We start from the raw sequence: 21,566 nt of genomic DNA, 5'->3' as shown, positions 1-21,566 counted from the left end.
CAACGGCTCATCCACCGCGACCACCCCACCCACCACACCGGCCGACACATCGGCGTCACCCGTGAGCGTGCGGCACAGATGCTCGACGAGCGCGTCCGCGGTGGGGTGGTCGAAGAGGAGGCCGGCCGGCAGGCGCAGGCCCGTCGCCGTCTCCAGCCGATCGCGCATCTCCACGGCGCGCAGGGAGGTGAAGCCCCGGTCCTTGAACGTCCGGTCCGTGCCTCGGCCGGCATCGGAGCGTCCGTCCGGTTCGTCGTCGTCCTCTCCGAGGACTGCGGTGACGGCTGTCTCCACGAGGTCGCGTACGGCGGCCCGCAGGGCGTCCCCGCGCAGCCCGGCGAGCGGATGCTCGTCCTCGGCCTCGGCCTCGGAGGTCTCCGTGGCGTCCCCGGTGATGTGGACCGCGCGCGCCGGGCGGCCCTCGGTGTCGAACCGCGGCCAGTGGGAGCGCCGCTGGAAGGCGTATGTCGGCAGGTCGCAGTCCGGAGTGCCGGGCGGGAAGACGACGGACCAGTCGACGTCGTGACCGGCGGTGAACAGTGCGGCCAGGGCGCTTGCCGCGCCGAGCGCGTCGGCGCGGTCCCGCTGGAGGGTGGTGATGACGACCGGCCTGCGCTCCTCACCCTCCAGGCAGGTGCCGACGGCGGGGGCGAGGACGGGGCTCGGGGAGAGCTCGAGGTACGTGGTGACGCCCTCGGAGTGCAGGGTGCGCAGGCCGTCGGCGAAGCGAACGGTCGCGCGGACGTGGCCGACCCAGTACTCGGGGTCGGTGATCTGCTCGGCGGTGGCCACGGTGCCGGTGACGTTGGAGACGACCGGAATGCGGGGCGGTGAGTAGGTGAGGCGGCGAGCCACCGTGCGGAACTCGTCGAGGATGCCGTCCATGTGCGGCGAGTGGCCGGCGACGGTGACCGCAATGCGCTTCGTCTTGCGTCCGCGGGAGCGCCACCGTGCGCACAGTTCGAGGACGGCGTCCTCGTCGCCGGAGATGACCGTGGAGTCCGGTGCGTTGATCCCCGCGATGGACACGGCGGCGGAGAACTCGTCGAGCGCGGCCAGCACCTCGTCCTCCGAGGCCTGGACGGCGGCCATGGCTCCGCCGGCCGCGGACTGGATGAGCCGGGCGCGAACGGCGGCGAGTTCGCAGACGTCGGGCAGGGAGAGGACACCGGCGATGTGGGCCGCGGTCAGCTCGCCCATGGAGTGGCCGGTGAGGTGGGTGGGGCGCAGGCCCCAGCTTTCGTAGAGGCGGTAGAGAGCGACCTCCACGGCCAGGAGCGCGGGGAGGGCGAAGTCGGTGCGGTCGAGCAGCCGGGCTTCCGGGGTGTCCGGTTCGGCGAAGATCAGCGGGCGGACGGGCCGCGGGAGGTGGCGGTCGAGTTCGTCGCAGACGGCGTCGAAGGCGGCCGCGTACACCGGGTGGGTGGCGTACAGCTCGGCGCCCATGCCGGGGCGCTGGCTGCCCCCGCCGCCGAAGAGCACGGCGAGGGGGGTCGGTCCGGCGGCCGGGGCGGGGGTGGTAACCAGGTGGGGCGAGGTGGTTCCGTCGGCGAGGGCGCGGAGTCCGTCGAGGAGTTCGGCCCGGGTGGTTCCGACGGCGGCGCCCCTGCGGCGGAAGGCGGTGCGGGTGACGGCGAGGGCGTGGCCGACCTGGTCGGACGTGGCGGAGGGGTCGGTGTCGGTGAGGTGGGTGTGCAGGCGGTCGGCCTGGGCGCGCAGGGCGGTCTCGGTGCGGGCGGACACCGGCCATACGCACGGCAGACCGTCCGTCGCCGGGGCGGAGGTCTCCTGGCCGGAGGTCTCCTGGGCGGCAGGTGCCTCGGAGAGGACGACGTGGCAGTTCGTACCGCCGATCCCCCAGGAGTTGACGCCCGCGACCAGTTCTCGCTCGGGATGGGGCCAGGGCCCATGCTCGGTCTGGACCTGCAGGTGGTGGGTGTCCAGTCGGGCGTCCGGGTGGGGGCGGAGGTGGTTGAGGGTGGGCGGCAGGGCGCGGTGGCGAAGACTGAGGGCGACCTTCAGGAGGCCGACGATGCCCGCGGCGGCTTCGAGGTGGCCGAGGTTCGTCTTCACGGAGCCGACCCGGAGGGGTCCGTCGTCGCGGCCCGCTTCGGCTCCGGCCGCCCGGCCGACCGCGCCGGCCTCGACGGGATCGCCGACGGGGGTGCCGGTGCCGTGGAGTTCGACGTACTGGAGGTCGGTCGGGTCGACGGCGGCGCGACGGCAGGCGGCCAGGATCACGGCGCGCTGGGCGTCCGGGTTCGGGGTGGTGAGGCCGTCGGTGGCGCCGTCGTTGTTGACGGCACTGCCGCGGATGACGCAGACGACGCGGTCGCCGTCGGCGAGGGCGGCGGGCAGCGGCTTGAGGACGAGGAGGGCTCCGCCCTCTCCCCGCACGGTGCCGCTCGCCTCGGCGTCCAGGAGGCGGACGTGGCCGTCGTGCGAGAGCGCGCCGAGCCGGCCGAGGGCGGCGGCGGACTCGGGCAGCAGGTTGAGGTTGACGCCGCCGACGAGGGCGAGCGTGGACTCGCCGCTGCGCAGGCTGGCGCAGGCGGCGTGCACGGCGACCAGGGAGGACGACTGGGCGCTGTCGATCGTGAGGCTGGGGCCGCGCAGACCGAGCGCGTAGGAGACCCGGTTGGCGATGATGCCGCGGTGGGTGCCGGTGAGGCCGTACTGGCCGGCGGTGTCGGGTCCGTGGCCGTGCAGCAGGCGGGACCAGTCGTCCCAGATCGCGCCGACGAAGACTCCGGTGCTGGAGCCGATGAGCCGGTCCGGGGTGATGCGGGCGTCCTCCAGGGCCTCCCAGGCGAGTTCGAGGACGAGTCGCTGCTGGGGGTCCATGGTGGCCGCCTCGGCGGGGCCGATGCCGAAGAAGGCGGCGTCGAACCGGTCGACGTGGGCGAGGAAGGCTCCGTGGGCGAGGGCGGGGGCGTCGGCGGAACCGAGCGTGGCCGGGTCCCACCGGTGGGCGGGGGTCTCACCGACGGCCTCGACTCCGTCGCGCAGCAGCCGCCAGAACGCGGCGGGGTCGTCGGCCCGAGGCAGCCGGCAGGACATGCCGACAACCGCGATGGATTCGTCCGGGGTGGCAACGGTCCTGGTCGTGTCGCTCATGCCTGCCTTCGTCCGTCGTCGCTCGTGTCGCGGATGTCTCGTGTCGCACCGGTGCCCGGCGCCGCCTGGGTCGCGGTCGCCGGGCAGCCGGGGGCGGGGGTCAGCCCATGAGTGGTTGCAGCGCCTGGTTCCACGCCTCCTCGCCGCCCACCGCCGCCATGGGCAGCCAGGGGTTCCAGAAGTCGCGGTAGTGCGTGATCAGGCCGTCCTCGAAGCGGACGACGGAGACGTAGTCCTGCCGGTACTGGCCACCGGTGGCGAGCAGGGTGCAGTCACCGGGGAACTCGGCGACGAGCACTCCCTCCGGGGTGACGGCGTGGAAGACGGGTTCGCCGTACTCGACCTTGAGCTGCTGCGGCATGAAGCTCATCTGGGCGCGCAGCTGGTCCGTGCCGCGCATGACCGTGGGGAATCCGGGCGGAGCGTAGACGAACTCGAGGACTCCGTCGGGGGCGAACAGCGCGATCCATTCCTCGACACGGCCCTCCTGAATCAGCTTCAGGCTCGTGGCGAATATCTCCTTGAGCTTGTCGGGTCCGGGGTTGGTCACGGGGTTCCTCCTGAGGGGGTGACGAGGGAACGGAAGGCGCGGTCGAGCGCCGCGTCGGGCAGCAGCCGGGTGAGCACGCGGCCTGCGGCGGCGTCGCGGCCGACGGTGTACCGGGTGCGCGGCCGCCTGTCGGACAGGGCCCGCAGCACGGTCCGGGAGAAGTCCTCCGGGGTGGTCCTGCTGATGCGCGCGCTGCGCTCGTTGCTCTCCATGAAGCGCAGGAAGGTGCCCTGGTACAGCTCCCTCAACGGCCCGGGAGCGGCCTCCAGGATGCGTGTGCCGGTGTCGGTCACCTTGTCCCAGATGGGGGTGAGGATGGCTCCGGGCTGGACGACGCTCACCCGGACGCCGCTCAGGGCGACCTCCCGTCGCAGGGCGTCGCTGAACGCCTCCTTGGCCCACATGGCGGCGGCGTAGGCGCCCAGGTAGGGGATGGCGACGTTGCCGAGCCCGGAGGTGACGTTGACGACCCGGCCGCCCGCGTCGCGCAGCATCGGGAGGAACGCCTGGGTGGTGGCGACCTGGCCGACGACGCTGGTCTCCAGCTGCTGCCGCAGGTCCTCCAGCGGCAGGCACTCCAGGGGCGCCGAGACGCAGATGCCGGCGTTGTTGACCAGCCCCCACAGTCCCGTGTCGCCCACCTTGTCGCGCACGACGTCCTCGGCGGCGGTGACCGACGCCGCGTCGGTGACGTCGAGGATCAGCTGTTCCACTCCGATGCAAGGTGGCTCGCCGACCGGTTTGCGTACGGCGGCGAAGACCCTGAAGCCAGCCGCCGCCAGGTACTCGGCGCACGCCTTGCCCAGACCTGAGGAGGCCCCGGTGACGACCACGGCGCGCCCGCGCGGGCTGGGGATACGGGGGGACATGAGGGCTCCTGTCAGGTGAGGGCGGCCAGCACGGACTCGACGCTGGCGTCGGCCATGCGTGCGGCGCGGTCCCGGGGGACGGCCTGGTCCACGTGGGTGAAGTTCCAGGCCAGCCGGCTGTGGCTGGTGTTGACGGTGGCCACGAAGTACGCGTTCACCGACAGGCCGGTGACGAACTCGGCGTCGCTGACCTCCCAGGGGCCGATCCGGTCGGGGAAGTCGAACCGGCCGAGGTTCGACAGGCACAGGGTGATGGGCCCCTTGTCCTCCATGAAGCGGAGGAACCGGTCGCTCTTCGCGACGGTCTTGGGCGCGACGAACCCCATGGTCGCGACGGCGGTGAGGTGCTCGCCGCGGTTGCGGCGGCGGGCGAGATCACGGCTGATGGCCCGGGCCATGGGCCACAGCGACTGTCCCGGCCGGTAGGCGACGACCGACGGCACGGTGGCGACGTACGTGCCGAGTTCGTCGTCCGTGACGGGCGGCTCCAGGGTCTCGCGGAAGGTGATCGGGGAGCCGATGGTGAGGTGGCCCGGTCCGGTGTCGGCGTCCTCGGCGACGGCGGTCACCATGGCCGCCGCCAACATCCCGTGGACCGTGGTGCGTTCGCGTTTGCAGGCCTGGGCCAGGGCATCGACGTCCTGCCCGTCGAGCTCGTGGTGGATGAGCCGTGTGGCGCGCTGCGCGAAGGGCACCCGGCGGCTCGGCTCCAAGCGGCTGGGCTTGAGCCGTCTGGCCGCCGACTGGTCGGACAGCAACTGCGCGGCGACCTTGGCCACCCCCTTCAGCCCCCGGTACTCCGGCGGAAGCAGTCCTTCGGGGCCGGGGAGGGCGCGCGCCGGCTCCAGCTCCGCGTCCCCACGCACTTCGCCGGCCTCGCAGCGGGCCGCGAGGTGCAGCCACTGGCGCAGCAGGCTCAGCACGGTCGTGCCGTCGGCGACGCAGTGCGGCACGGTGATGATCAAGTCGTGCACTTCGCCCCGGGAGATCGCGACGGCCCGGACCAGCGGGCCGGTGGCCCAGTCGACGGGCTCGCTGAACTCGTGGTCGTTCAACTCGCGTTGCCAGTGCGGCTCGCCCGGATGCTCGTCGCTGTCGGGCAGAGAGACGGTGCGCAGGGGGATGGGCTGTCCGGTGAGCGGCACGAAGTGCGCCCCGCTGCCGTCGGCCTCGGCGCGGATGGCGGCCCGCAGCAGGGGGTGGCGAGCCTGGAGGGCGTCCAGGCCCTGGCCGAGCACTTCCTCGGGGAGGCGTCCGCGGACGCGGACGTGCCCGATGACGTTGAGCGGGGAGATCTGGTCGCAGATCCAGTACCAGCGCTCGAGCGGAGTCAGGGGCCGGGCGATCTCGGCTGCGGGTTTCACCGGTCCACCTCCCCGGCGACGGCGCCGTGGTAGTCGAGGAGTTCGATGTTCTGTTTGTCGAGCGCCGAGCGCGGCGCGAACGTGAAGAACAGCCGGCGTCCCACCAGCTGGGGCCAGGCCTCGGTCTGTTCCAGTTCGCTCAGGGAGCGGGCGGCGGCGACGATCTTGCGGGTGCGGGGCAGCCGGGCACGCTCGTAGGCGCGCAGAGCGCCGGGCAGGTCACTCGCGCCCTCCAGGTGGTGGGCGAGGACGACGGCGTCCTCCATGGCGATGGCCGCGCCCTGGCCGAGGCTGGTCATCATCGGGTGGGCCGCGTCTCCGAGCAAGGTGACCCTGCCCTTGCCCCAACGCTCCAGGAAGGGCCGGTCCCGGGCCGGGAACGCGGTGATCCTCTCCTCGGGCGTGGCGCGTATGCACGCCTCGACCTCCGGGGCCCAGCCAGCGTACGTCTGCTCGATCTCGGCCCGTGTGCCCCGCCACTCCCGGGCGCGCGCGGCAGGCATGTTCTTGGTGCCCCACCAGTACACCTGGCCCTTGCCGATGTTGGCGATGCCGAAGCGGCGGCCCCGGCCCCAGTAGTGGGCGCCGTACTGCTTGGTGATGGCGGGGTGGGAGACGTACGGGGTGGCGACCCAGCAGACGTACCCGGGCTCGTACGGCGTCTCGGGGCCGGCCAGGGTGCGGCGGACCGCCGAGTCGAAGCCGTCGGCGCCGATCAGGATGTCGCCGCGGGCCTCGGTGCCGTCCGTGAAGTGCACGCTCACCCCGTCGTCGTCGGCCTCGAAGTGGCCGGCCTGGGCGCCGAGCGTGATCGGGACGTCCTTGACCGCTTCCAGGAGCAGGCGCTGGAGTTCTGCGCGGTGCAGGCCGAAGCTGGGGGCGCCGAGGCGGTCGCAGATGTCCTTGAACTCCAGGGTCCGGATCAGCCTGCCCCGCTTGGTGCGGAAGTGCAGCTGCTCCAGGATCTCTACGTTCTCCTCCAGTTTCAGGTCGATGCCGAGGGTCCGCAGGGCCAGCACCGCGTTCGACATCAGCGACAGTGCGCCGCCGACCGGCTTCAGTTCCCGGGCCCGTTCGTAGACCTCGACGTCGACACCGACGCTGCGCAGGGTCGCGGCGGCGGTGAGGCCGCCTATGCCGGCCCCGACGACCAGGGCACGGACATGGGGACGTGGCGTCACTTCGGTGGCCTCTCTTCCGTGAGGGCTCGGCTCACTTCCTGGACGTACGGTTCGTCGAGCAGACGCAGGTGGTCGCCCGGAACCTCGATCAGGCGGACCTGGCCGCTGGTGAGCGTGGACCAGCCGTTGAGCGGGTCCCGGTGCAGGGTGCGGGCCGCGCCGTGCATGGGTTTCAGGGCGTCGGGCAGTTCCCCGATGGCCTTGACGAGGGTGACGTCGACCGGCAGCGGGCCGGGCTGGTAGTCGCGCAGCGCCGCCCAGTTGGCCTTGTAGACGCGGAAGAGCCGACGGACCGCCGAGCGTGCCGTGGCGGGCGCGAGGATGCCGGCGGCGGCCGCGCGGGCGGCGATGAAGTCGAGGCGGTCCTCGTCGCTGTCCAGGGTGTCGGGGAGCGGCTCGACGGGAGCGTCACCGCCCCGGTCGACCCAGATCAGTTCCCAGAAGAACCACTCGAGCATGGCCCGGTCCGCGACGTCGGGCCGCTCTCCCGGGTCGGGCGCGATCGAGTCCAGCAGGACCAGCTGCTCCACCTGCCCGGTGCCCGCGGCGTGCAGCTGCCAGGCCATCTCGAAAGCGACGAACCCGCCGAAGGACCAGCCGCCCAGTCGGTAGGGGCCCTCGGGCTGGATCCGGCGGATCGCCTCCAGGTAGCCGCGGGCGATGCCGCTCATCGTCTCGACCGGCTCGGTCCCGGGCTCGGCGCCCGCGGCCTGAAGCGCGTACACCGGCTGGTCGTCGGGCAGGTGCCGGGCCAGTCTGACGTAGCAGAGGACGTTGCCGCCGAGCGGGTGGACGAGGAACAGCGGCCGACGGGTGCCCTCGGTGCGGATCGGCACCACCGAGTCGAAGCCCGCGACGGCGTCCTGCGAGCGCAGCCGTGCCGCCAGCGCGGCCACGGTCGGGGTGGTGGCGAACGCGGCGAGCGGGACACGGGCCCCGAACCGCTTCTCCACGGCGACCATCAGCCGCATCGCGGTCAGTGAGGTGCCGCCGAGCTCGAAGAAGTCGTCGTCGACACCGGGCGCGGGGATACCGAGGAGCTCGCCGAGGATGTCGGCGACGGCCCGCTCGTGGGCGTCCCGGGGCGCGGTGCGCGCGGCCGCCGGGGCTGCCCGGAGCGGGAGGCCGCGCAGGGCGCCGTCGTCGCGCTTGCCGCTGGGGGTCAGCGGCAGGGCGGGCAACCACGCGAGGTGGGAGGGCACCATGTGGTCGGGCAGCACGGCCCGCAGCCGGCTGCGCACCTCGGACAGGTCGACCGTCTCCGGGGTGCCCACCAGGAACGCCGCCAGGGAGGACTCGCCGTCGTCGCGACGGCGGGCCACCACGGCGACCTCCTCGATCCCCGGCTCCTCCAGTGCCCTGATCGCGAGTTCGACCTCGGCGGGTTCGACGCGGAAGCCGCGCACCTTCACCTGGTCGTCGGCGCGGCCCAGCCAGACGACGTCGCCGTCGGGCAGGGTGCGCCCGAGGTCGCCGGTGCGGTAGAGCCGGGCGCCCCAGGGCGCGGTGACGAAGCGCTCGGCGGTCAGATCCGGGCGCCCGAGGTAGCCCCGGCCGAGACAGGCTCCGCCGAGCAGGATCTCCCCGCGCACCCCTGCCGGGGCCGGCCGCAGCCGTTCGTCCAGCACGTACATCTCGGCTCCGCGGATGGCGCGGCCGATCGGCGGCAGGGCGGGGAAGTCCGCGGGGTCGCCGGTCATCAGGTACGAGCTCGCGAGGTTGGTCTCCGTCGGCCCGTACTGGTTCTCCAGCACCGTGCCGGGCAGGGCGGAGCAGAACCGGCGGATCTCGTCGGTCACCCTGAGCTGCTCCCCGGACGACACCAGCACCGACAGCCGCGACGGGCGCAGGCCCAGCTCCCCGGAGGCGTCCGCAAGCTGCTGGAGCGCGACGAACGGCAGGAAGGCTCGCCGTACCCGCTGCTCCTCCAGCAGGCGCAGCAGTGCCGACTGGTCACGCCGGTCCTCCTCGGAGACCAGCACGAGGGTGCCGCCGCCGGCGAGGGTGGAGAACATCTCCTGGAAGGAGACGTCGAAGCTGAGCGGCGCGAACTGGAGCGTGCGCTCCCCGGCCGCCGTGGTGGCCGCGTCCAGCTGCCAGCGCACGTAGTTGGCCCACAGCCGGTGCGGGAGCTCGACCCCCTTGGGCTCACCGGAGGAGCCGGAGGTGAACAGCAGCAGTGCGAGGTCGTCCAGGCCGACCCGGCGACGCGTGCGGACCGTGGGCTCGTCGTCGTCGGCGGCCCGCGTCAGGGCCAGGGACTCCGCGGGAAGCAACAGCGTCCGCTCGGGGACGAGGCCGGCGTGCCGCGCATGGGCGACGACCCGGAACGGCCGCGCCCGTTCGATCATCCGCGCCAGCCTTCCCGCCGGGTAGGACACGTCCAGCGGCAGGCAGACCGCCCCGGCGCGCAGCACGCCCAGCACCACGGCGACCGTCTCCGGGGAGCGGTCCATCGCGATGCCCACCGGCGCCCCGGCGGGAGCCCCGAGCCCGACGAGTTCCGCGGCGACGCGGTCGGCGGCCCGGTCCAGCCGCTCGTAGCTCCAGGTGACCGGGCCGAAGACGACGGCAGGTGCGTCGGACCGGAGCCGCGTCCGCTCGTCGATGAGCGTGAGCACGTCCACCGGGTCGGGCAGCCGGGCGGGCACGGGCAGGGGGTCCGTCAGGAAGGCGAAGTCGACGGTCTCGTCGGGCTGCTCGACGATACGGCCGAGGATCCGCCGGAAGACGTCGCCGAGCCGGTCCGCCTGCCCCGGGCTGAACGACCGCCCGTCGCAGTCGAACCTGATCCGCAGCGCATGCCCGTCGCGTGGATCCACGACCGCGTTGACCAGCAGGGCGAGGTTGGTCTCCTCATGCGTGACGAGGTCGAGCAGGGTCAGCCCGCCGCGCCCGAGGACCGCCTCCAGGGTGTGCAGCCGTACGAAGTTGAAGGCGGTCTCGGTGACGGCGCCGCCCAGGTCGGTCTGGATGGCGCTGAGCGGGTAGGCCGAGTGCGGGAAGGACTCCTGCTCCTGCTGGACCACCGCACGCACCACGTCGAGCCACGTGCCGTCGGTCGTCTCCGCCTTCTCCAGCCGGAACGGCATGGTGTTCAGGAACAGCCCGGCCATCCCGTCGGCTCCGGCCACCCCGGGGCGGCCATGGGTGACCAGGCCGGTGGTGACGTCCGGGCTGCTGGCGAGCAGCCGCAGCGTCAGGCAGTGCGCGGTGAACAACAGCAGCCGCATCGGCACCGCGTGCCGGCGGGCGAAGTCGTCCAGCGCACGGGCGAGTCCGTCGGGCAGCTCGACGTGCCGAACGATCAGCCGCGGCTTCCGGGGCGGCTCGTGCGGCACGTACGGGTCGAGCCGAACGGGTTCCGATCCGGTCAGCAGCCGCTGCCAGTACGAACGGTCGGCGGCCGACTCCAGGCTGGCCCGCTCGGCACGGACACAGGCCGCGAACGAGGGGAGCGGGCGGTCGTCCACCGGTTCGACGTCGGCTCCCAGCCCGTACAGGTAGTCCTGGAAGAGCTCCCGGACCAGCACGGCCACGCTCCAGCCGTCCAGGATCGCGTGGTGGAAGCTGAGCACGAGATCCAGTCGTCCCGGACGGACATGGACCCGGAACTCGTACAGCGGCGGCTGCTCGAAGTCGTAGCGGTGGACGCGTCGTTCGGCGACGCACGCGGCGATCGCGGCATCGGCGTCGGCATCGGTGACGCGGACGATCCGCAGACCGCCGGTCGCCTCGGTCCGTATCGTCTGCAGGGGTTCCGAGCAGCCGGTGAGGTCGAAGGCCGAACGCAGGGCCGCGTGCCGTGCGACGAGGCGGTCGAAGGAGGCCCGGAAGGCGGGCTCGTGCCAGTCGACGGCTTCCAGGCCGAACGCGTAGTGGAAGACGTCGTGGTAGAGCGGGGAGTCCGCCTGTTCACGGCTGTGGTAGATCATGCCGAGTTGGAGGCGCGTCACCGGAAAGGCGTCGGCTAGGCCTGGGTCGCTGAGCCGGGCTCGGTCCGCGCCCGTGACCAGCTCGAACGGTTCGGGCAGGGCGTCCGGGCGCCCCGCGGTGGCGTACGGGGCCTGGGTGGCCACGGTGGTGTGGCGGACCATGTCGGCCAGCGTCAGGGCGAGCCCGTGCCGCTCGGCCGCCGCCCGGACCCTGAGCAGCAGCAGGGAGTCACCGCCCAGCGCGAACCACTCGTCGTCGACGCCGACCCGTTCCACACCCAGCGCCTCGGCCCACGCCCCGGCCAGGATCCGCTCGACGTCCGTCGTAGGAGCGGCGTACGAGGCCAGCTCGCCGTTCGGCACGGGGGTGGGCAGGGCCGCACGGTCCAGTTTGCCGTTGTGTGTCAGCGGGATCCGGTCGATCCGCACGAAGTGCGCCGGAATCATGAACTCCGGCAGGACCGAGGCGAGCCGGCCGCGGATCTCCGCGTCCTCGACCGGAGCGTCGGCGACGTAGTACGCGACGAGCTGGACACCGCCGCCCGGCGAGGCACGGTCCGTGACGACCGCGGTCCGCACCGAGGGCAGCCGCGACAGCTGGTGTTCGATCTCGCCGAGTTCGACCCGGTTCCCGCGGACCTTGACCTGCCCGTCGATGCGCCCCAGGAACTCCAGCGCGCCGTCGGCGAGCCGGCGGGCGAGGTCGCCGGTGCGGTACATCCGTTCTCCCGGCGTGAACGGGTCGTCGGTGAACCGCTCGGCCGTCAGCTCGGGCCGGTCGAGGTAGCCGCGCGCCAGTCCGACACCGGCGATGCACAGCTCGCCGACCGCGCCCACCGGCTGCGGGTCGTCGAACCGGTCGAGGACGTACAGCCTCAGGTTGTCGATCGGCCGCCCGATGGGCACGCGGTCGACGGAACCACTGGGGTGGCAGTCGTGGTACGACACGTCCACGGTGGCCTCGGTCGGGCCGTACAGGTTAGTCAGCCCCGGCCCGTCGGGGCCGAAGATCCGGTGGAAGGCGGCCACCTGGTCCGGGGGCAACGCCTCGCCGCTGCAGAAGATCCGGCGGACGGACGCCGCCTGGGGCAGCAGCTCCGGCTCCGCGTCGAGCAGTTCGAGGAAGGCTCCGAACATGGAGGGCACGAAGTGCAGCACGGTGACCGATTCGGCCGCGATGGTGCGCAGCACTTCCCTCGGGTCCTTCTCCGCGCCGGGCGGCAGCAGCGCGACACGGGCGCCCGCCGTGCCCCACCAGAACAGCTCCCACACGGACACGTCGAACGCGATCGGCGTCTTGTGCAGGATCACGTCGTCCGCTCCGACGGGGTAGCGGCGCTGCATCCAGGTGAGCCGGTTCACGACGGCCCGGTGCTCGACCATGACGCCCTTGGGGCGGCCGGTGGAGCCCGAGGTGTAGATGACGTAGGCGAGGTCACGGGGGCCGGCGAGGGCGGGCGGCGGCTGCACCGGTCCCGGGGCGGCGGGCTCCTCGTCCACGCGTCGTACGGCCACCCCCGCCGGCAGCTCCAGCGGCGGTGTCCCGGGACCCGTCAGCACCGTGCGGACCCCGCTGTCCTGGAGGACGTAGGCGATCCGTTCGGCCGGATGGCCGACCTCGACGGGCACGTAGGCGGCGCCCGCCTTCAGCACGGCCAGGACGGCGACCACGGTGTGCTGCGACCGTTCCAGGAGCACGGCGACGCGGTCGCCCGGGGCCACTCCGTCGGCGAGCAGCGCCGCCGCGAGCCGTTCGGCGCGGGCGTCCAGTCCGGCGTAGTCGAGGCGGGTGCCGGTGGCGGCCTCGACCACAGCGGTGCGGTCCGGGGTGCGTGCGGCCTGGGCGGCGAACAGGGCGTGCAGCGTCCGGGTGTCCGGGAAGGCACGGTCCGTGGCGTTGGCCGCGTGGACGACGGCGTCCCGCTCGGCGTCCTCCAGCATCGGGACGGCGGCGACGGCGCGGCCGGGGTCCTCCAGCCCGGCGAGCAGCAGGGTGCGCACATGACGGGCGAGCGCCTCGATGGGGAAGTCCGCGTCGAACACGTCGGTGGCGTAGTCGAGGTCCACCACGACCTCGCCGGTGCCGCCCTGCTCGTTGACGACGACGGCGAGGGCGTCCTGGTCGTGGACCCGGGTGGCTCCCGACGACTCGACCCGCAGGCCGGGCAGCGGCCTGCCCTGCGGCCACTGCACGTACGACAGCGTCACGTCGAACACCTGCCGGGCATGGCCGGGCCGGTCCCCGAGCAGGTCCCCGAGGGCAAGCCGCTCATGCCTCTGGAGCTCACGCGCGTCGCGCTGCACGGCGGAGACCAGGTCCCGCCAGGGCGTGTCCGCGGCCACGCGGACGACGAGCGGCAGGGTGTTGGCGAACTGCCCGACCGTCCGCCGCTCGTCCTTCCCCCGGCGGTTGAACAGCGGTGTGCCGAGGATCACCGTGTCGGCGCCGTGCATCCGTGACAGGTAGACGGAGAATGCGGCCGCGACGAAGGCGAACGGCGTCTCGCCGCGCTCCCTGACCCGCTCGGTCAGCTCGCCCGGCAGCGCGAAGGAGTACCGGCCGCTGTGCCGGACGCCGGCCGGGACGCGGCGTGGGAACTGGGCGGGCTCGACCTTCTCCAGCGTGCGCCTGAAGTACTCCCGGTCCTCGGCGTGCTGAGCCGAGGACCGGTAGCGCCGCTCGTCCTCGACGCGGTCGGCGAAGTCGGGCGGCGCGGCCGGCCTGAGGCCCGCGTACCGCTGTCGTACCTGGTCGAAGAAGAGGTGCATCCCCCAGGCGTCGGCGATCAGGTGGTGCACCGCCAGGAAGACCCGGACGGCCGTGGCTCCCTCCCTGATCAGCGACAGCCGGCACGGCGGCCCGTCGTTCAGGTCGAAGGGCCGTACGGACTCGGCGGCGATCCACGCCTCACAGCTCGCCTCGGGATCCACGTCCCCGGAGAAGTCCAGTACCTCGACCTCGGGCGGTTCTCCGTCGGTCCGTTGGTACGGGGTGCCGTCCCGCTCGGTGAACCGCAGACGAAAGGCGTCGTTCGCCCGCACGGTATCCCGCACCGCGGTCGACAGCAGCTCGTGGTCGACTTCCCCGAGGAATCGCTGACTCAGGTGGATCGTGAACTGTGGGTTTTCGGGAAACAGCTCGTGTGCCACCCAGATATCACGCTGATAAGCTGTCAAAGGAATGGATGCTGTCACGGATTGCCCTCAGCTCCTGGAGTCGGCGGCCGTTCGACGGTGATGAACTCTGCCCGGCACGTCCGGCGCCATCCAGAAATTCCGCAGCCTGGTAGCCCCAGTACCAGTCACCGCAATTCCACATACCGTGTGCCGGGTTGGGGGCTTCCACTCGGCGGCACGGAATCCGTGAATTTTCTTCCGAGCAGACGTAGCGGAATGCACACGCGCTCGGGAAGAATCTGCGAGCGGACCGGCCGACCGTTCCCTCCCCACGGGAACACCCTGCCGACAGGAGCTTCCATGAACGAGTTACTGGACGCAGTCACTCAGGCTGCCGATCCAGACGACTTCGCCGCACTGCCCGTTCCCGAGTCGTGCCGTGCCCTCACCCTGCGCAAGGACGAGACCGAGCTCTTCGCGGGTCTCGACAGCCGCGACAAGGACCCGCGCAAGTCCCTGCACCTGGCAGAGGTGCCGGTGCCCGACCAGCCGGGGCCGGGTGAGGTGCTGGTGGCCGTGATGGCCAGCTCCGTCAACTACAACACCGTGTGGAGCGCCATCTTCGAGCCGGTGCCCACGTTCGCCTTCCTCGAGCGGTACGGCCGGACGTCACCGCTCGCGCGCCGTCACGACCTGCCCTACCACGTCATCGGGTCCGACCTGGCGGGATACGTGCTGCGCACGGGGCCGGGCGTGCGCGCCTGGCGGCCCGGCGACAGGGTCGTCGCGCACTGCCTGTCCGTGGAACTGGAGTCCGCCGACGGCCACGACGACACCATGCTGGACCCGGAACAGCGGATCTGGGGCTACGAGACGAACTTCGGCGGACTGGCCGAGGTCGCCCTTGTCAAGGCCAATCAACTCATGCCCAAAGCCGGGCACTTGACGTGGGAGGAGGCCGCCGCCTCGGGGCTGGTCAACTCCACCGCCTACCGCCAGCTGGTCAGCCGCAACGGCGCCGACCTGAAGCAGGGCGACAACGTCCTGGTCTGGGGGGCGGCCGGGGGCCTGGGTTCGTACGCGACCCAGCTCGTCCTGGCCGGCGGCGCCCAACCGATCTGCGTGGTGTCCGACCAGGCCAAGGCGGACCTGTGCCGGGCGATGGGCGCGGACGCGGTGATCGACCGCGGCGCCGAGGGCTACCGGTTCTGGAACGCGGACGGAACGCAGAACCCGCGCGAGTGGCGGCGGTTCGGCAGCCGCATCCGCGAACTCACCGGTGGCGAGGACCCCGACATCGTGCTGGAACACCCCGGCAGGGACACCTTCGGAGCCTCCGTCTACGTGACCCGACGAGGTGGCACCGTGGTGACCTGCGCGTCCACCACCGGTTACACGCACGAGTACGACAACCGCTACCTGTGGATGTCGCTGAAGCGGATCATCGGGTCCCACTTCGCCAACTACCGCGAGGCGTGGGAGGCGAACCGGCTGATCTGCAAGGCACGGATCCACCCGACGCTGTCCGGGGTCTATCCGCTGGCCGACGGCGGCCAGGCCGCGTACGACGTCCACCGCAACCGGCACCAGGGAAAGGTCGGCGTCCTCTGCCTGGCCCCCCAGGAGGGTCTGGGAGTGAGCGAACCGGAGCTTCGAGCACAACACATTTCGGCCATTACGCGATTTCGGAACGCCGGAGAGTCCACCGCCTGACCGTGCTCTGCTGTCAGCGAAGCGCCCCGGGAACCGAAGGACAGGCCCTGACTGCCGTGTTAGCGTCGAGATGGTATCCGCAGTCAACCAAAACGCCGTCTCCTTCGGCGAGTTGGAACAGCGGGTACAAGGACGTGAAAAAGCTCCGGGCGGCTGCCACAAGCGTCGCCTTCATGATCTTGGAGGTCCAGTGACCTTAGCGCGCACCTATTCGTCGGACTCGCGGTTGCCGCGAAGCGAGGGCGGAATGAGCGGGATGGGAATGGGCGACCAGGTATTCCATCGACTGCTGAGCGACCGCATCGTCTTCCTCGGCAAGGAAGTCGACGACGACATCGCGAACAAGCTCACGGCACAGTTGCTGATGCTCGCCGCGGAATCCGAGGACGACATCTACCTCTACATCAACTCCCCCGGCGGTTCGGTGACCGCGGGAATGGCCGTGTACGACACCATGCACTACATCAAGAACGACGTGGTGACGATCGCCATGGGCTTCTGCGCGTCCATGGGCCAGTTCCTGCTGACCGCCGGCGCCAAGGGCAAGCGGTACGCCCTTCCCAACACCAAGATCCTCATGCACCAGCCGTCGGCCGGACTCGGCGGCTCGGCCAGCGACATCAAGATCTACGCCGAGCAACTGCTGCGCACCAAGCGCGAGATGGCCGAACTGATCGCCCAGCACTCCGGGCAGGACGTCGACACGATCACCAGGGACTCGGACCGGGACAAGTGGTTCACGGCCCAGGAGGCGGCCGAGTACGGGCTCATCGACTCGGTGATGAAGTCGGCCTCGGACGTCCCGGGCGCCGGCGGCACGCTCGTTTCCTGAACGGACGACGGCCCGGCGAGGTCCGCCCTCCCGAACATCGGGCACCGAGCCGGGCCGGCTGACTCCAGCCACCGCAGTCGCACCCGACCCGAGGGAAAACGAGACCATGGCCCTGCACGATCGCCCGATCCTGGCATCCAGCGGTACACCGCCCCAAGCCCGTTACGTCATGCCGCGGTTCGTCGAACGCACGGCACAGGGAACGCGCGAGTACGACCCGTACTCCAAGCTCTACGAGGAACGCATCGTATTCCTCGGAGTGGAGATCGACGACACATCCGCCAATGACGTCATGGCGCAGCTCCTCTGTCTCGAGTCGATGGACCCGGACCGGGACATCGCCTTCTACATCAACTCGCCGGGCGGCTCCCTCACCGCCATGACGGCGATCTACGACACGATGCAGTTCGTCAAGCCCGACATCCAGACGGTCTGCATCGGTCAGGCCGCCTCGGCCGCGGCCGTCCTGCTGGCCGCCGGCACCCCGGGCAAACGCACGGCGCTGCCCGGGGCACGTGTGCTGCTGCACCAGCCGCACAGCGGGGGTCAGCGCGGCCAGATCTCCGATCTGGAGATCCAGGCCCTCGAGATCCAGCGCGTGCGCACGCTGGTGGAGACCATCCTGGCCCGTCACTCCGGCCGGCCGGTGGAGCAGATAGCCCAGGACATCGAGCGCGACAAGATCCTTACGGCCGAGCAGGCGGCTGAGTACGGCCTGGTCGACCACGTACTGACCAACCGCAAGAACGTACTGAGTGATCGGAACAACGGAACGTCATGACAGACCGCAAGGATCGGATCCCCGCCGATCACTTCTTCTCCGCCGATCTGCGGGTGGGGCGGATCCTGGACGTCCAGGACTTCCCCGAGGCCCGCAAGCCGGCCTACCGGATCCAGGTCGACTTCGGGGATGCGGGAGTGCTGTGGACCAGCGCGCAGATCACGAACTACTCGCCCGAGGAACTGAAGGACCGGCCGGTCGTGGGCGTGGTCAACCTGCCGGACAAGCGGATCGCCGGACGCACCAGTGAGTTTCTGCTGCTCGGGTCCTACGCGGCGGACGGCCTCGTCCATCTGCTCTCCCCCGCGCCGGAGTCGACGCCCGGAGACGTCATCGGCTGACCGGAGCCGGCCGGCGCCGGGCAAGGGCACGACCCCGATCTCGTACCGCAAGGAAGTGCAAGGACTGGAGGCGTCGGCATGACCAGGGAAGCCCCACAGGTGGCGGGAAGCAGACTGCTCGGCACACTCGTGGACTTACGCGACGACACCTTGGGCGCCTATCTGCGCGCCCGGCAGGACCACGGGGACGTCGTGCGCTTCCCGGTCGGGCCTCCAGGACTGCGCACCCATCTGTACGCGGTGTTCTCCCCGGACGGAGTGCAGCAGATCCTGGGCACCCGGGCGGCCGGGTTCCGCAAGGAGAACTCCGTCTACGGCGAGATCCGGGCGTCCATCGGCAACGGGCTGCTGACGAGCCAGGACGACGAGTACGTCTTCCAGCGCCGGCTGGTCCAGCCGCTGTTCACCCGCCGCCGCGTCGACGGTTACGCATCCGCCATCCACACCGAGGTGACGGCCACCGCCGACCGCTGGGCCGCCCGGGCCGACGCGACCGTGGACGTCGGCGCGGAGATGGCCGAGTTCGCGCTGAGGGCCATCTCCCGCATCCTGTTCGGGGCCGACCTGGACGAGACCGTGGAGGTGGTCCGCCGCTGCTTCCCGGTCCTGGGCGAACACGTCCTGCAGCGGGGGGCCAACCCCTTGCGCTCGCCCAGGAGCTGGCCGACCCCCGCCAATCGTCGCGCCGCCTCCGCCCAGCAGGAGCTGTACGCCGTCTGCGACCGCATCATCGCCGAGCGGCTCGCCTTCCGCACGGCCCCCGAGGGCGACGGCGACGACATGATGACCATGCTGATCAAAGCCCGGGACGAGGACGGCTCGGCCCTGGACACCCAGGCGGTGCGGGACCAAGTGCTCGTCTTCCTGCTCGCCGGCCACGAAACCACCGCGACGGCCCTCGCGTTCGCCCTGCACCTGCTGGCTCTTCACCCCGAGGCCCAGGAGAAGGCCCGTGCCGAGGTCGACGACGTCCTCGGCGGCCTGGCTCCGGGCGCCGACGACCTCGACCGGATGCCGTACATCACGATGGTGCTGAAGGAGGCGATGCGGCTCTACCCGTCGGTGGCCATCATGGGCCGCAAGGCGGTCGCCGACACCGAGATCGGCGGTTTCCGCATACCCGCGGGCGCCGACGTCTACGTCAGCCCTTATGTGACACACCGGCATCCCGACTACTGGAAGGACCCGGAGGCCTTCGACCCCGAGCGCTTCACTCCTGACGCGGAGGCGGAACGCCCCCGCTACGCCTTCTTCCCGTTCGGCGGCGGGCCCCGGGCATGCGTCGGTCAGTACTTCGCGATGCTGGAGGCCACCCTCGCCCTGGCGACCCTCCTCCAGCGATTCGCCCTGACCGCGATCGACACCGAGATACCCCTGGAACTCGGGATGACGATGCGTGCCGCCGGCCCTGTCCGAGTGCGCCTCACCCCACGCTGAGGCAGAAGCGCGGACGCCGCTCACCCGCGTGGTGTCCGGTGCAAGGAACCGTCGCTGAAAGCCACCGTCCGACAGAGCGCCTGACGAGGGGGAGCAGGGATGAAGACCTCGCTGAACTGGGACGGCGAAGCCGTCATCGCAGTGGATCAGCGTGCACTGCCCGGACAGTACCGGCTGCTGCGACTGGCCTCGGTGGACGAACTCATCAGTGCCATACGGTCCTTGGCGATTCGCGGAGCGCCGGCCATCGGCCTGGCCGGCGCCCTGGGAGTGGCCCTGTCCGCACGTCTGCACGCGGCCGCAGAGGACGGTCTCACCGAGGCGGTGACAGCCGACGCGGACCGTATCGCACGGGCCCGTCCGACCGCGGTGAACCTCGAGTGGGGAGTCCGTCGCGCACTCGGCCGACTGGACGACGGCCCGGAAGCCGTACTGGCCGAGGCTCTCTCGATGATCGAGGAGGACACCGCGACCAACCGTGCCGCAGCCCGGCGCGCGGCCGATCTCGTGCTGTCGCTCACGGACAGGCGCCCGCTGCGCCTCCTCACGCACTGCAACACGGGACAGCTGGCCACCGCCGCGGGCGGAACAGCGCTGGGAGCCATCCTCGAACTGGCCGAACGCGGTTGCGTGGAGGAAGTGCTCGTCGACGAGACCCGGCCGCTCCTCCAGGGCAGCCGTCTGACCGCCTGGGAGCTGGGCGAGGCAGCCGTGCCTCACCGGATATGCGTCGACTCCGCCGCGGCGGCCGCGATGGCACAGGGAATGGTGGACTGTGTCCTGGTGGGAGCCGACCGGATAACCGCCAACGGCGACGTGGTGAACAAGATCGGCACCTACGGGCTCGCCGTGGCGGCGGCCCACCACCGCATTCCCTTCCTCGTCGTGGCTCCCGAATCCACCTGGGACCGGTCCCTGCCCGAGGGGTCGGCCATCCTCATCGAGGAACGCGATCCGACCGAGGTCACCCACTGTGCGGGGACAGCCGTGGCACCTGTCGGCGCGGGCGTCTACAACCCGGCGTTCGACTGTCTCCTCGTGGCACAGCGAAGAGTGTCGCCCATCCGGCCCTCCAGGGATGACAGCGTCCGCCAACTCCACCGCATGCTATTCCAAACACACCCCTCCCGGGGTTCTTTCCTGGTGGAGAGTCACGATGGACGCGATCGATCGCTACCGGCCCAACCTGCCGGGGCCTGTCTGGGCACGTATCGGCCCCGACTGCCGCCGCGCCGTCGCCAAGGCCGGGCCCGCCACGCCCAAGGAGGCCCGCGACTGGCTCGGCGCCCTAGACGAGTCTTCCCGAACACGGTCAGTGGTCGTAGGCGGTCAGTGAGCGGCTGACCGCCTGGCCGGTTTGGAAGTTGTGCCAGATCGCCGCGGTCAGCGCGAGCACACGCTGGGCGACGCGTACGGAGACGCCTTCGATGGTGCGTCCCCCGTGTTGTTCCAGGTCAAGCTGGCCCTTGAGAGTGTCGTTCACCGACTCGATGAGCTGACGGACCTTCTTCAGCATCGGCTCGCCCGGCCGCAGCACCTCCCGCTTGCGGGAAGGCCGCAGCAGCGTGATGCCCTGTTCGGACAGTGACCGTTCGAACGGCTTGGACGCGAATCCCTTGTCCGTGATCAGCAGCAGCCCGGGCCGCTCACGGACCAACGCGGCGTCGACCTCCAGCATCGCGGCCAGCACCTCCCGCTCGCCGAGCTTTGGATCGGCCAGCGCCCACGTGATCGGCATGCCCGAGGGAGTACAGACCAGGTAAAGCCGTAGCCCCCAGAAGAAGCGTGAATGCGACGCGCAGTAGCCGTAGTTCGCCCAGCCGGCGAGCTCCGACCGCTTCACCGTCGGCCGGGACATCCCGCACGGAACCGGGGTCGAATCGCTGATCCACACGGTGTCGTGCCAGAAGTCGGTGTCCTTCGCCAGGACTCGTATCAGCCGCTTGATCTGCGGCAAGGCAGCCCGTATCCGCTTGTTGTAGCCGGGGTCCTGCGGGATGAACGGGAACATGTCGCGGTGGTGGGCGCGTACGTAGCGAAGCCAGCGGGCCTCGGAGTGGAAACCGAGCATGGCCTGCATGACCGCCAGGCACAGCAACTCGGAGTGACCGAGCCTCGGTGGCCGTCCGGGCAACCGGGCGATACCGGCGAGATCATCGTCGATCATTACGTAGAGTGCAGTCACGAGGGTGTCCAGGTTCGTCGTCACAAACGATCATGGACACCCTCTCCTTGCGCCCGCAGGCATACGGAAAGACTCGTCTAGTGTCCTGAGTCTCGGAAGGGCTGCATAACTAGGGTTTGGGCTTCGGTAGGCGGTTCAAGTAGC

General features: G+C 71.1%; 13 protein-coding genes. 6 read left to right on the top strand and 7 right to left on the bottom strand.

The window, feature by feature from the left end:
* The 6 genes from I3F54_RS30725 to I3F54_RS30700 all read right to left on the bottom strand — a co-directional run.
* Positions 1–3,117: type I polyketide synthase (locus I3F54_RS30725; protein ID WP_240122207.1), on the bottom strand; the 3,117-nt coding region annotated here is incomplete at its 3' end.
* Between the two features lie 100 nt (positions 3,118–3,217).
* The gene (locus tag I3F54_RS30720; RefSeq protein ID WP_240122206.1) at positions 3,218–3,667 is read right to left on the bottom strand and encodes a nuclear transport factor 2 family protein; all 450 of its coding nucleotides are present in this window, start codon (positions 3,665–3,667) and stop codon (positions 3,218–3,220) included.
* Positions 3,664–4,536: an SDR family NAD(P)-dependent oxidoreductase gene (locus I3F54_RS30715; protein WP_240122205.1), complete on the bottom strand. Its 873-nt coding sequence runs from the start codon at positions 4,534–4,536 to the stop codon at positions 3,664–3,666. Before I3F54_RS30715 ends, I3F54_RS30720 begins: the two co-directional genes overlap by 4 nt.
* Positions 4,537–4,547: 11 nt before the next feature.
* A complete protein-coding gene (locus I3F54_RS30710) occupies positions 4,548–5,900 on the bottom strand; it encodes a short-chain dehydrogenase (protein ID WP_240122204.1) in 1,353 nt (450 codons plus the stop codon).
* Complete coding sequence (locus tag I3F54_RS30705; protein ID WP_240122203.1) at positions 5,897–7,081, bottom strand: FAD-dependent monooxygenase; 1,185 nt, start codon at positions 7,079–7,081, stop codon at positions 5,897–5,899. The genes I3F54_RS30710 and I3F54_RS30705 overlap by 4 nt, the downstream gene beginning before the upstream one ends.
* Positions 7,078–14,211: a non-ribosomal peptide synthetase gene (locus I3F54_RS30700; protein ID WP_308374143.1), complete on the bottom strand. Its 7,134-nt coding sequence runs from the start codon at positions 14,209–14,211 to the stop codon at positions 7,078–7,080. The genes I3F54_RS30705 and I3F54_RS30700 overlap by 4 nt, the downstream gene beginning before the upstream one ends.
* A 282-nt stretch (positions 14,212–14,493) precedes the next feature.
* Here I3F54_RS30700 and ccrA point away from each other — a divergent pair, with 282 nt between their 5' ends.
* The 6 genes from ccrA (at position 14,494) to mtnA (ending at position 20,581) form a co-directional block, all read left to right on the top strand.
* Entirely contained in the window at positions 14,494–15,846 is a 1,353-nt protein-coding gene (gene ccrA, locus I3F54_RS30695; RefSeq protein WP_240122201.1) for a crotonyl-CoA carboxylase/reductase, read from the top strand.
* A 247-nt stretch (positions 15,847–16,093) separates the two neighbouring features.
* Complete coding sequence (locus tag I3F54_RS30690) at positions 16,094–16,678, top strand: ATP-dependent Clp protease proteolytic subunit (RefSeq protein ID WP_240122200.1); 585 nt, start codon at positions 16,094–16,096, stop codon at positions 16,676–16,678.
* A gap of 106 nt (positions 16,679–16,784) precedes the next feature.
* Complete coding sequence (locus I3F54_RS30685; RefSeq protein WP_240122199.1) at positions 16,785–17,459, top strand: ATP-dependent Clp protease proteolytic subunit; 675 nt, start codon at positions 16,785–16,787, stop codon at positions 17,457–17,459.
* A complete protein-coding gene (locus I3F54_RS30680) occupies positions 17,456–17,800 on the top strand; it encodes a tRNA-binding protein (RefSeq protein WP_240122198.1) in 345 nt (114 codons plus the stop codon). Before I3F54_RS30685 ends, I3F54_RS30680 begins: the two co-directional genes overlap by 4 nt.
* Positions 17,801–17,878: 78 nt before the next feature.
* Positions 17,879–19,237, top strand: a complete 1,359-nt coding sequence (locus tag I3F54_RS30675; RefSeq protein WP_240122197.1) for a cytochrome P450 — start codon at positions 17,879–17,881, stop codon at positions 19,235–19,237.
* Between the two features lie 99 nt (positions 19,238–19,336).
* A complete protein-coding gene (gene mtnA, locus I3F54_RS30670; protein WP_240122196.1) occupies positions 19,337–20,581 on the top strand; it encodes an S-methyl-5-thioribose-1-phosphate isomerase in 1,245 nt (414 codons plus the stop codon).
* Here mtnA and I3F54_RS30665 read toward each other — a convergent pair.
* Positions 20,550–21,446: an IS982 family transposase gene (locus I3F54_RS30665; RefSeq protein ID WP_240122195.1), complete on the bottom strand. Its 897-nt coding sequence runs from the start codon at positions 21,444–21,446 to the stop codon at positions 20,550–20,552. The genes mtnA and I3F54_RS30665 overlap by 32 nt on opposite strands.
* Positions 21,447–21,566: the final 120 nt, after the last annotated feature.

The sequence above is a fragment of the Streptomyces sp. MUM 2J genome, assembly GCF_022414535.1.
Lineage (GTDB): Bacteria > Actinomycetota > Actinomycetes > Streptomycetales > Streptomycetaceae > Streptomyces.
The sequence above is the reverse complement of the archived record's forward strand: the minus strand, read 5'-3'. Positions and strand labels throughout refer to the sequence as shown.

What these genes read in the sequence shown, in the direction of transcription:
- I3F54_RS30685 (WP_240122199.1), top strand. Translation starts at nt 16,785, where the DNA reads ATGGCCCTGCACGATCGCCCGATCCTGGCATCCAGCGGTACACCGCCC.
- I3F54_RS30690 (WP_240122200.1), top strand. Translation starts at nt 16,094, where the DNA reads ATGAGCGGGATGGGAATGGGCGACCAGGTATTCCATCGACTGCTGAGC.
- I3F54_RS30680 (WP_240122198.1), top strand. Translation starts at nt 17,456, where the DNA reads ATGACAGACCGCAAGGATCGGATCCCCGCCGATCACTTCTTCTCCGCC.
- ccrA (WP_240122201.1), top strand. Translation starts at nt 14,494, where the DNA reads ATGAACGAGTTACTGGACGCAGTCACTCAGGCTGCCGATCCAGACGAC.
- I3F54_RS30715 (WP_240122205.1), bottom strand. Translation starts at nt 4,536, where the DNA reads ATGTCCCCCCGTATCCCCAGCCCGCGCGGGCGCGCCGTGGTCGTCACC.
- mtnA (WP_240122196.1), top strand. Translation starts at nt 19,337, where the DNA reads ATGAAGACCTCGCTGAACTGGGACGGCGAAGCCGTCATCGCAGTGGAT.
- I3F54_RS30675 (WP_240122197.1), top strand. Translation starts at nt 17,879, where the DNA reads ATGACCAGGGAAGCCCCACAGGTGGCGGGAAGCAGACTGCTCGGCACA.